The organism is Diaphorobacter ruginosibacter, from assembly GCF_040396215.1.
Taxonomy (GTDB): domain Bacteria; phylum Pseudomonadota; class Gammaproteobacteria; order Burkholderiales; family Burkholderiaceae_C; genus Diaphorobacter_A; species Diaphorobacter_A ruginosibacter_A.
The window spans coordinates 15,917-27,149 of the sequence record NZ_JBEBOW010000035.1 but is presented as its reverse complement, the minus strand read 5'-3'; the positions used below and the strand labels follow the sequence as shown (position 1 = coordinate 27,149).

The following is an 11,233-nucleotide window of genomic DNA, read 5'->3' as shown; positions in this document are numbered from 1 at the left end:
GCCGCGGCCGATGGGGGCGATGATGTCGATGATGCGGCCGGTGATGTTCTCTTCGGCCTTGATGTCGCGCTCCAGGCGCATCTGCTCCTTGGGGAACAGCGGCGTCAGGTTCTCGAACAGCACCTTGTGCTTGTTTTGCTCCGGCGGGCCGCCGTTGACGCTGTCGAGCTTGGTCAATGCGAAGTAGCGCTCGCCGTCCTTGGGCGTGCGCACCTCGCCTTCGATCATGTCGCCGGTATGCAGGTTGAAGCGGCGCACCTGGCTGGGCGAGATGTAGATGTCGTCCGTGCTCGCGGTGTAGCTGGTGTCGGGGCTGCGCAGGAAGCCGAAACCGTCGGGGAGGATCTCCAGCACGCCATCGGCAAAAACCTGTTCTCCGGCCTTGGCGCGCTTCTTGATGATGGCGAACATCAGCTCCTGCTTGCGCATGCGGCCGACATTTTCGATCTCAAGCTCTTCAGCCTGCTTGAGGACTTCAGACACGTGCAGTGCCTTGAGTTCGTTTAAGTGCATGGGGTGACTCCGTGCGGAGTAGGAATATGAAATCTGGGAGAGCTGTACGCCGTGCGGGCCGGATATGGCGCTTGGCAAGCCATTGATCTTGAAGCCGGGCCGCGGTCTTTTGTACGAAGTGCGGCGAAGCGATCGAACCAGATTATTACAGAAAATCCGGCGCGCATGCCGGGTTCTTTACCAAGGCTTGCATCATTTCCGTGGAGTGCGTGGCCGATGGGGCGCGGGAGGTGGTGTGTTCAGGGATGTCGGCGGGCCCTGTCGCAAGCCCTTGCGCGAGGCTTTCGGGATGCCGCATCGCCACGGCGTGGGCGCCGCCGTGGCGTGCATCATGCGCAATTCAATGGCGCTCAGGCAGCCAGTTGCTGGTCGATGAAGGCCGTCAACTGCGCCTTGCTCATCGCGCCGACCTTGGTCGCGGAGAGTTCGCCGTTCTTGAACAGCATGAGCGTGGGAATGCCACGGATACCGAACTTGGCGGGGATTTCGCGGTTCTCGTCCACATTCATCTTGGCGATGGTGAGCTTGCCCTGGTAGGTGGTGGCCACTTCGTCCAGAATCGGCGCAATCATCTTGCAGGGACCGCACCATTCGGCCCAGTAGTCCACCAGCACCGAGCCGCCGTCCTTGAGCACGTCGGCTTCGAAGCTGCTGTCCGAGATGTGTTTGATGAGATCGTTTGCCATTGGCTTTCCTTCGATTAGAGCTATTGGATATGGCGAGTGCGTTTACAGTAGGGGAATTGTGACAGAAACTGATTCCCCGCATACCGGTATGGCCGCGCACGACAATGCTATGACAGTAATAGCGGAAAACAATCTGGTGCAGGCAGGCTGGAAAAACGTGCTCGAGGCCGTCGCCGCGGCAGCCGCCGCGCGCGGCGTGCATCCGGCAAGCATGGTCGTGCTCGTTCCCTATGCGCAGCTCATGGCGCAGGCGAGGGTGCAATGGGCGGCGCTTTTCCCCGATGGCTTCATGCCGCGATTCGAGACAACGCGGAACTGGGCGGCCACGCTGGGCGCGGAACCGGCTGGCGGCAGCGGACTGCGGCTGGATGTCGCTTGCGATGCGCTGACCGGGCGCGCGCTGCTGGAGGCCGCCGGCTTTGGCGCGCATGCCGAATCGATGCTGAACCTGATGCTGGAGATGGCGCAGCAATTGGCCGCGCGGGCCGCATCGGTCGATCCGGCGCAGCGCGGCGAGTGGGCGGAAAACGCGCGCGAGCATCTCTGCGCCCCCCTGGCGGGCGACGCGCTGCAACTGGAGGCGGCCGCCGCCCGCGTGGCGCTGGAGTGGGTTCTCGCCACCGAGCCCGAGACCGACGTGCTGTTTGGCGAGGGCGTGCGCGATGCGGTGAGGATGCTGGTCGTGCTGGAAGGCTTTCATCCCGATCCGCTGGGCAGGGCGCTGCTGGCGCGTTGGCAGGATGCGGGCATGGCCATCGCCCTGCCGCAGGCATTCTCGGCTGCGCTGGCCGAGGACGGGCAGCGCGGGCAGGGTGAGCAGGGGGCGCAGGCCGGTGCATCGCGCATCGCCCTGCGCCGCGCCCTGGATGCAGAGGATGAGGCGCAGCTTGCCGCGGCCTGTGTGATGGGTCATCTGGCTGACGGGCATATCCCCGTGGCCCTGGCGGCAACCGACCGTGCGCTCACGCGCCGTGTCGCCGCCCTGCTCGAAGGCGCCGGAGTCCAGGTGAAGGACGAGAACGGCTGGACCATGTCCACCACGCGGGCCGCCGCGCAGATCATGGCGGCCTTGCGCGCCGCTGCCTGGCAGGCATCCACCGACGACGTGCTCGACTGGCTCAAGCACCTGCCGCCGCAGGCCGTGCCCATGTTGCCGAGGTTCGAGCGCTGGCTGCGAGGCCTCGGCGTGCGCCAATGGAGCCGCGCGCGAAAGCAGGGGCGCCCATCTTCCCCCGAGCTGCAGGCGCTCGGCGAGCAGGTCGATGCCTGGCGTGCGGAGCTCGAAGGCTCCCGGACGCTGCCCCGATGGCTCCAGGCCTTGCGCGGCCAGCTTCAGCGCACGGGAGTCTGGGAGCGCATGAGCGAAGACCCGGCGGGCGCCAAGGTGCTTGCCGAACTGCGTTTGCCCGAGGGGCTGGATGCCGACCTGCAATCACTTGGCGGCGCGGATCGCGGCATGGGCCTTTCGCAGTTCACCCAATGGGCCAAACAGGTGCTGGAGGCGGGCCGTTTCCGTCCGGACTCATCGTCCGAGGCGCCGGTCATCGTGCTGCCCTTGCCGCAGTTGCTGGCGCGTCCGTTCGCGGCGCTGGTGCTGCCGGGGTGCGATGAAAAGCGCATGCCCGCCGCGCCCGAGCCGCCGGGGCCTTGGACACGCGCCCAGCGCGAGGCGCTGGGCCTGCCCACGCGCGAGGAATACGAGCAGGCGCAGCGCGGCGCCTGGATGCAGGCCGTGCGCGTTCCACATGCCGACATCCTCTGGCGGGCTAGCGACGACGGAGGCGAGCCGCTGCTGGCCAGTTCTCTGGTGCTGGCGCTTGAATTGGATTGCGGCGAGAGAGCGCATGAGGGGCGCGATACGCGGACGGTGCGCGATGTGGCGCTCCATCCAACAGAGCGCCCCATGCCGTCGGGAGCCCGGTTCCCTTTGCCGCGGCTGTCCTCGTCGGCCTATTCCGATTTGCGGCATTGTCCTTATCGCTTTTTCGCCCTGAGGCAGCTGCGTCTTCAGGAATCCGATGAACTCGACGCCGAGGTCGATAAGCGCGACTTCGGCACATGGCTGCACGCCACGCTGCAATTCTTTCATCTGGCGCTGGCCGATGCTCCCACCGATGATGCCGAAAAGCGCGCGGCCCTGATGGACGAATGCGCGGCGCGGGCCACGCGCGAGCTGCACCTGGACGAGGCCGACTTTCTTCCCTTTTCCTCGGGCTGGCCGGCGCTGCGCGGCGGTTACCTGGATTGGCTGGCGGGGCATGAGGGCGCGGGCGCCAGCTTCAGCATGGCCGAGCACGAAGCCAGCCAGCCGCTGGGCGGCCTGACGCTGATCGGCAAGCTGGACCGCATCGACGTCTGCCGCGCGGATGGGGCGGGCCAGCCGGTGCGCCTGGTGATCGACTACAAGACCGAGAACGAGCAGGTCACGCGCAAGCGCATCGCGGCGGGGTCTGAAGATCTGCAGCTCGCTTTCTACGCCGCGCTGCTGCAGGATGACACGCTGCGCGCCGCCTATGTGAACGTGGGCGAGCGCGGGGAGACCCGTGCTTACGAACAGGAGGACGTGGTTGAGTTGCGTGACGAGTTGCTGGAGGGCATCCGGCACGATATGCAGCGCATTGCGCAGGGCGCGCCCATGCAGGCGCTGGGCGAGGGCGCGGTGTGCGGATACTGCACGGCGCGCGGTTTGTGCCGAAAGGATTTCTGGGCATGAACACAACTGATGCCGCATACGAGCACAATGGCCAGCCGGTGACGCGCCAGGCGTTCTACGCGATCGCCTGCGACCCGCAGCGCAGCGTGGCAGTGGAGGCTTGCGCGGGCGCGGGCAAGACATGGATGCTGGTGTCGCGCATCATGCGCGCCTTGCTGGAGGGCAGCGAGCCGCACGAGATCCTCGCCATCACGTTCACCAAGAAGGCGGCGGGCGAGATGCGCCAGCGCCTGCAGGAGTGGCTGGAGGATTTTGCGCGCAAGCCCGAGCATGAACTGGAAGGCGAGTTGCTGGCGCGCGGCGTGGATGCCTTGCGTGTGAAGAACCAGGCGCCCGCGTTGCGGCAGCTCTATCGCAAGCTGCTGGACAGCGGCAGGCCGGTGCAGATCCGCACCTTCCACAGCTGGTTCGCGGCGCTGCTCGGGACCGCTCCGTTGCAGGTGCTGCAGGCGCTGGGCATGCCTGCGCATTTCGAGCTGCTGGAGGATGACGCCGAGGCGGTGCGCGAAGTGTGGCGGCCGTTTCTTGCCGTGCTCGCGCGGGACGGGCAATTGCGCTCGGACTACGAGTCGTCCATCGCGCTGCATGGCCGCTGGCAGACACACAGGGCGCTGGAAGCGGCGCTCGCCAAGCGGGTGGAGTTCGCGCTGGCCGACGATGCCGGCGTGGTCGATGCGTCGGTACCGCCGTTTGGTGAGGAGTTTCCGGCGCTGGCCGAATGGGGCGAGCCCTGGGGAGCGCTTGCTTCGGAGTCGGCCAGGGAGCGTTGGCATTCCCGGGCGAAGTCGCTGGGCAGCGAAACCGCCAAGACGCCGCAGAAGGCCGCGCAGGCGGTGGTGGATGCGTTCCTTGAGCCCGATCCCGGGAAGCGCCTGCCGATGTTGCGGGCCGCGTTTTTCGTAGCCAGGGAAGACCGCCTGAGCAACCATTTGCGCAAATTCGAGGCGGCGCAGGAAGCCGAAGCCGAACTGCTTGTCCTGTGCGCGGCGCAGCGCCAGCACGATGCGTGGCTGCATCAGCAGCGCATGGCGCGGCTGTCGCGCGTGCTGATCGCGCAGTTCAGCGCGCTCAAGCGCGAGCGCGGCTGGATCGACATGAACGACGTCGAGCGCACGGCGCTGATCCTGCTGTCCGATCCCGTGCTCAGCGGCTGGGTGCAGGAGCGGCTCGATGCGCGCGTGCGCCATTTGCTGGTCGATGAATTCCAGGACACCAACCCGCTGCAATGGCAGGCGCTGCATGCGTGGCTGTCGGGCTATGCGGGCTCGGGCGGCGGATCGGATGCGCCCGGTGTGTTCATCGTGGGCGATCCCAAGCAGAGCATCTACCGCTTCCGGCGCGCGGAGCCGCAGGTCTTCCGGGCCGCGCAGGCATTCGTGCGCGAGGGGCTTGGCGGGGATGTGCTCGCCTGCGACCATACGCGCCGGAACGCCACCGGGGTCATCGACACGGTGAATCGCGTCATGCAGGCCGCGCAGACGGCTGGCGAGTATGAAGGGTTTCGCGACCATACGACGGAGTCGGCCATCGAGGGCGAGCTTTGGAGGCTGCCGCTGATAACGGGCGATACCGAAGAAGCGGGAGAGGGCGGCGGCGATGCGGGCTCCGTAGAGGCGCCCGGCTCCGCATGGCGGGACAGCCTGACGACGCCGCGTCACGAGGTCGAGGAAACACTGCGCATGCGCGAGTGCGCGCAGGCCGCGCAATGGGTGGCGCAGCAGGTCCGCTCGGGCATTCCCGCCCGGGAGATCATGGTGCTGGCGCGCAAGCGCTCGCGTCTTGCCGAAATGGAGGATGCGCTGCGCGAGCTGCACGTCCCCTGCGTGCAGCCTGAAAAAACCGAACTCTCCGAAGCGCCCGAAGTGCAGGACGTGGTGGCGCTTCTGGATGTGCTCGTTTCCAGCATGCATGATCTGTCCCTCGCGCGCGCGCTCAAGTCGCCGCTGTTCGACCTGGGCGATGAAGCGCTCGCCGCCATCGCCTTGCTGCGCCAGCAGCCGCAGTGGGAGCACGCCAGTTGGTTCGACGTGGCGACGCGGGCGGGCGAGCTGCTAGGGCCGCAGCTGCTGGCTGCCGGCGAGCGCCTGAAGCTCTACCAGGGCTGGGTCGAGGCCCTGCCGCCGCATGATGCGCTGAACGCCATCTACAAGCACGGCGACGTGTACGCGCGCTATGCGGCGGCGGCCACGGCGACGCAGCGCGACGCCATGCTCGCCAATCTGCGCGCGCTGCTGGCGGCGGCGCTGCAGCTCGACGGTGGCCGTTACCTGACACCTTATGCCTTTGTGCGCGCGATGAAGCGGCCGGGCGTGCGTGCTCCCGGCCGCGCGGATTCGCAGGCCGTGCGCCTGCTGACCGTTCATGGAGCGAAGGGGCTGGAGGCGCATGCCGTGCTGCTGCTGGACACCGATGCGGGGGCCCAGAAGGCCGAGACCATGGGTGCGCTCATCGACTGGCCAGGCGAGCACGAGCATCCGCGGCATTTCGTTTTCCTGGCCAGTGAATCCAATCCGCCTCCAAGCGCGGTTGGGTTGCTTGAATACGAAAAACGCGAACGCCAGCGTGAAGAACTCAATACGCTGTATGTGGCGGTCACGCGGGCCAAGCAGTGCCTGGTGATTTCGGCCACGCAGGCGGGCCGTGCCTCGCAGTCGGCCAGCTGGTGGAGCCGGCTGCAGGAGTGCGTGGTGGACGCGCCCCCCCTGCCTGCTGCGCAGGAGAGCGGCGTCGGCATTGACCAGGCCGTGGCGCGGATTCTTGAACTGCCCGTTTACGCGGGACCGGCTCCCGCCGAGGGTTCGGGCCGACCTGTCTTGGCCGCATCGGAGGCATCGATGGAGCCCTCGACGCCCGCCTCGCGCCAGGGCGAGGCCATGCACCAGTTGCTGGAGCAGGCCGGTGTGGCGGGGCCGGGGCTTGCGCAACTGAGGACATCGGGCTGGAGCGATGCGCGGCTTGTGCGTCTGGCCCGGGCGTTCGATCTGCCAGCCGAAGCAGCTCGCTGCGCGGCCCGTGTCGCGCAGCGCATTCTTCAGGGAGACGGGGCCTGGGCATGGGATCGAGGCGTGATCGACCGCGCCATCAACGAAGCGCCGCTGGTTCATCGCGGCCAGAGCCTGCGGATCGACCGGCTGGTGCGTACGCGCGAAACCGCTGCATCGCCCGTGTGTTGGTGGGTGCTTGATTACAAGACGGCGGCAGCGCCGCAGAGCCAGCCGGCGCTGATCGGGCAACTGCGCCTGTATCTCGAAGCCGTCGCGCAGCAACTGGGCCATGAGGCCGAGGTGCATGCCGCATTTCTTTCGGGTGATGGCCGCTTGCTGGAGGTGGATGCGGCGGGAGCGGTCACCGCACGCATGCGCGACGCTTCAACGGGCGCGTGGGATAAGGTGGAGAATACGCAACCAGCCGTGCAACCGGCCACGCAACCAACCACGGACCGGCCGGATGCCCAGCCGGGTGGGTCGGCGCCGCTGCAAGGCAGTTTGTTCTGAGTCTCGCGCGCTTCTCTGTTTTTTTGTCTTTCCATGTCCGATATTTCCAGCACTTCCAACTCCCTGCAATGCGACGTCGCGGTTGTCGGCGCGGGCCCCTCGGGCTTGATGGCCGCCGAAGCCGCGGCCCGGCAAGGCCTGTGCGTGAGGGTGTTCGACGCCATGCCTTCGGTAGGCCGCAAGTTTCTGCTGGCCGGCAAGGGCGGCCTGAATCTCACGCATTCCGAGGCGTTTGAACAGTTCGTGCAACGCTATGGCGATGCCAGCGGCACGGCGGAGTCCTGGCTGCGCCGGTTTGGCCCGGACGAGCTGCGGGACTGGGCGCATGGGCTGGGCATCGAGACTTTCGTCGGCACGTCCGGCCGGGTGTTTCCCAAGGACATGAAGGCCGCGCCGCTGCTGCGCGCGTGGCTGCAGCGGCTGCGCGGGCAGGGCGTCGTCTTTCACATGCGCCATCGCTGGATGGAGTGGGGCGCCTGTGCGTCCGGCGGCGAGGATGCCGCAGTCCATTCCCTGCTCTTCACGTCACCCGACGGCCCGCTCGAAGTACGGGCGCGCTCGGTGGTGCTGGCGCTGGGAGGCGGCAGCTGGGCGCGGCTCGGCTCTGATGGCGCGTGGGTGAAAACGCTGATGGATGCAGGCGTTGCCGTCGCGCCGTTGCGCGCGGCGAACTGCGGCTTCGACACCGTGCGGGCCGATGCGCAGCAGGGTGAAACACGGCGCGATTTTCTTCGCGGCCTGCTCGGACAGGCGGAGCCATCCGTGGGCTGGAGCGCGCATTTCAGGGAGCGGTTCGCGGGCCAGCCTTTCAAGTCGGTCGCCATCGAGTTCACCGGCAGCCGCGGTCGCCATTTCAAGCGCCGCGGAGAATTCGTGGCCACGGAAACAGGCGTCGAAGGCAGCCTGATCTATGCCGCCTCCGCCCTGCTGCGCGATGAGATCGAAGCCAGCGGGAGCGCGACTTTCGCGATCGACCTGCTGCCAGCGCTTTCACCGGAGCGTGTGTTGCAGGAACTGCGCCATCCGCGCGGCTCGCGCAGCCTGAGCAGCCATCTCAAGAGCCGCTTGCGCCTGGATGGCATCAAGGCGGCCTTGCTGTATGAGCAACTGAGCAAGGAAGAGATGAGCGACCCGGAAGTGCTCGCCCGCGCCATCAAGGCGGCGCCGGTCACGGTGATTGCCCCGAGGCCCATCGACGAGGCCATCAGCACGGCAGGCGGCATCCGCTTGGACGCGGTGGACGATCGCTGCATGCTGCGCGCCATGCCGGGCGTTTTCTGCGTGGGTGAAATGCTGGACTGGGAAGCTCCGACGGGCGGCTATCTGCTGACGGCCTGCTTTGCCACCGGAAGGATCGCGGGCGAGGCGGCGCTTGAAAGACTCGGGTAGAGCGATCTCTGGCGCAAGCGCCGCCCCCGGGCGCAGCCCGTATCCAGGCTCAGGCGGCACGTGGTTGCGTGACGCTGGCTCCAGCTGCATGCGCCCTCGCGCCCCCGCATCCCCGCACCTGCGCGGCTGGTAGTGCCGCTATTTGGATTTGTCGCGCAGGCCTTCGCTCCAGCGCGCCAGCCAGCCGGAGGCCGCCACCAGCGCCTGGCTGCCCTTGCCCAGCAGCGAGGACAGCTCTGCCTCGGCGCGCTCGCGCAGCGTCTCCTCGTTGTTTTCAGGCAGCGGCGGCAGCACATGGGCGTAGTAGCTGTTGCCCAGCACCCGGTGCAGCAGGCGCTCGCCCGGAAAAGGTTCGTTGTTGTTCAGCGCCCGCGCGCCTTTGAGGATATTGCGGATGTCGTACTGCGTGGGACTGATGTCGGCCACCTGCTTGGGCAGGCCCAGCAGCGTGTAGACACCGATGCGCGCCGTGCGCACCGAACTCTCCATCGTGAAGATGATGTCATTGCTGGTCTCCACGAACTGGCCCAGCAAGGCCAGATTGGTGCAGCCTTGCGGCACCACGTGGGGCCGGTCGCCCGCCGCGCGAGGCATGAATTGCGCGGTGATGTAGGGCATCAGCGCCAGGCGCACCTTGGTGTTGGCGGCCACGGCATCGATCTGCCCGGCAATGCCCAGGTGGTGGCACAGCTCGGCCAGGATCTCGCGCCCGGTACAGGCGGGCATGGGCTTCTTGATATGGTTGCCGTCCTTGTCCATCAGCAGCGCATAGACCCACAGCACCAGCACGTCGTCAGGCTGATCGGGGAAGTGCGGCTGGCGGTTGCAGGTGAAGCTCATCACCCAGTTGGAATCGGTGAAGGTGATGATGCCGCCGGTGACGGTCTTGCCCGAATAGGGATCATTGACCGCCAGCTCTTTGAGCCTGTCGATCAGCGGCGAGGGTTTGCAGGTGAGCGTGGCCGACTCCCACATCGAGCGTGCGGCATCGCCGCAGAACTTCCCGGGCTTGCCGAAGACCGGTGATTTCTTCGCCAGGTTCTGCCACAGCGCCCAGTCGCTGTCTTCGCCCGGCTCGCCATTGCCGCGCGCCAGCACCGGCACGTTATCCATGTCGCCATAGGCCGTGCCCTCGGTCATCGAGCCGGTGAGCGCGAACACCACGTCATGGGTGCCGACGGCGATGGCCTCTTCACGGTCCGCCACCTTGCAGCGGATCGCGGTCACGGTGCGATTGCCGTTTTCCTCGCGCATGTCCAGATCATGGGCGTGGGTGTCGAACCGTACCCGCACACCCCGCTCCTGCAGCATCCGGGTCAGCGGCACGACAAAGCTGTCGTACTGGTTGTACTTGGGGAACACCAGGGCCGACATGTCGGCCAGGCCATCGATGGCATCGAGGAAGCGATGCATGTACAGCTTCATCTCCAGCAGGCTTTGCCAGTTCTCGAAGGCGAACATCGAGCGCCACAGATACCAGAAGTTGGTCTCGAGGAAGCTCTTGCTGAAGTATTCCTCGATCGTGATGTCGTCCAGGTCCTCCTTGCGCTTGAGCAGCAGCTTGACGATCTCCCACTGGTGCGACTTGCTCAAGCCCAGCGTGGCGAAATCGCGGATCTGGCCTTGCTTGTGCATCAGCCGGGCCTTGGACCAGTTGGGGTCGTTGTCGTTGACCCAGCGATACTCGTCGAGCACGCTGTAGCCCGCAGGCAGCTCCAGCGCCGGCACATCCTGGAACAGATCCCAGAAGTTGTCGTAGTTCCAGTTCATCTCGCGGCCGCCGCGCACGATGTAGCCATCCTCGGCGTTGCCCGAGCCATCCAGCGAGCCCCCGGCAACGCGCAGGCTGTCGAGGATGGTGATGTCCTCCCCCTTCATGCCGCCGTCTCGGATCAGATAGAAAGCGGCCGCCAGCCCGGCAATACCGCTGCCGATGATCCACGCCTTGCGTCCCGGCACCTGCGTTCCCGGTACCGGGCGATTGCGCATGTACGGCCCCATCATGTCCGGCGGGGGCAAGGTATCTTTCGCGCCCTTGCGCCAAAAGCTCTCGCCGACGTTTGCCTCGACGCGAAGGGAAGCCTGGGTTGGGCCGCCGGTGTTGGAGTCTGCACGATTCATGGTCCTGCCTTTCATGGATGTCATGGATGGTGACGCTCTACGCATAACAGTAAAACCCCGAGTGTGGTTGGATATGCCATGAACGCGTTTTCGCGCTCTTCACCCCGGGACCTTGAAAGAATGACTGGGCAAGAGAACGGTACCACAGTGACCACCGGCGCGAAGCACGCCCGACGCGAGCATGGCGCAATTGATTTTCCCCTGTGGCGCACGACGCGCTGCCTATTCGGCCTGCGGGCGCCTCGGGGATCGGCCTTTTGGGGATCAGAAGCTCCAACCCGCTCCCGCATGCTCGCCTTGCCATGGACGCTGGAGAG

The 11,233-nt window shown here is 66.5% G+C and carries 6 protein-coding genes; 3 read left to right on the top strand and 3 right to left on the bottom strand.

Features of this window, described 5'->3' with window-relative positions; all coding sequences use genetic code 11:
- Together ABWP92_RS06675 and trxA are read right to left on the bottom strand one after the other, a co-directional pair.
- The coding region (locus tag ABWP92_RS06675) for a Rho termination factor N-terminal domain-containing protein (protein ID WP_353234586.1) at nucleotides 1-513 on the bottom strand (513 nt) is incomplete at its 3' end.
- A 350-nt stretch (nucleotides 514-863) separates the two neighbouring features.
- Nucleotides 864-1,199: a thioredoxin TrxA gene (trxA, locus tag ABWP92_RS06670; RefSeq protein WP_353234585.1), complete on the bottom strand. Its 336-nt coding sequence runs from the start codon at nucleotides 1,197-1,199 to the stop codon at nucleotides 864-866.
- 109 nt (nucleotides 1,200-1,308) lie between these two features.
- On the opposite strand from trxA, the gene ABWP92_RS06665 reads away from it, so the two are divergent.
- The 3 genes from ABWP92_RS06665 to ABWP92_RS06655 are packed head-to-tail and all read left to right on the top strand — an operon-like array spanning nucleotide 1,309 to nucleotide 8,795.
- Complete coding sequence (locus ABWP92_RS06665; RefSeq protein ID WP_353234584.1) at nucleotides 1,309-3,912, top strand: PD-(D/E)XK nuclease family protein; 2,604 nt, start codon at nucleotides 1,309-1,311, stop codon at nucleotides 3,910-3,912.
- The gene (locus ABWP92_RS06660) at nucleotides 3,909-7,406 is read left to right on the top strand and encodes a UvrD-helicase domain-containing protein (RefSeq protein WP_353234583.1); all 3,498 of its coding nucleotides are present in this window, start codon (nucleotides 3,909-3,911) and stop codon (nucleotides 7,404-7,406) included. Before ABWP92_RS06665 ends, ABWP92_RS06660 begins: the two co-directional genes overlap by 4 nt.
- Before the next feature lie 33 nt (nucleotides 7,407-7,439).
- Nucleotides 7,440-8,795 (top strand): BaiN/RdsA family NAD(P)/FAD-dependent oxidoreductase, encoded by a 1,356-nt coding sequence (locus ABWP92_RS06655; protein ID WP_353234582.1) that lies wholly within the window; start codon nucleotides 7,440-7,442, stop codon nucleotides 8,793-8,795.
- A 138-nt stretch (nucleotides 8,796-8,933) separates the two neighbouring features.
- On the opposite strand, the gene ABWP92_RS06650 is transcribed toward ABWP92_RS06655, so the two are convergent.
- On the bottom strand, nucleotides 8,934-10,916 hold the full coding sequence (locus tag ABWP92_RS06650; protein WP_353234581.1) for an oleate hydratase: 1,983 nt from the start codon (nucleotides 10,914-10,916) through the stop codon (nucleotides 8,934-8,936).
- Between the last annotated feature and the right edge of the window lie 317 nt (nucleotides 10,917-11,233).

Bases quoted from the DNA above. Each gene is read 5' to 3' on its own strand.
- ABWP92_RS06650 (WP_353234581.1), bottom strand. From the start codon at position 10,916: ATGAATCGTGCAGACTCCAACACCGGCGGCCCAACCCAGGCTTCCCTT.
- ABWP92_RS06665 (WP_353234584.1), top strand. From the start codon at position 1,309: ATGACAGTAATAGCGGAAAACAATCTGGTGCAGGCAGGCTGGAAAAAC.
- ABWP92_RS06655 (WP_353234582.1), top strand. From the start codon at position 7,440: ATGTCCGATATTTCCAGCACTTCCAACTCCCTGCAATGCGACGTCGCG.
- trxA (WP_353234585.1), bottom strand. From the start codon at position 1,199: ATGGCAAACGATCTCATCAAACACATCTCGGACAGCAGCTTCGAAGCC.
- ABWP92_RS06660 (WP_353234583.1), top strand. From the start codon at position 3,909: ATGAACACAACTGATGCCGCATACGAGCACAATGGCCAGCCGGTGACG.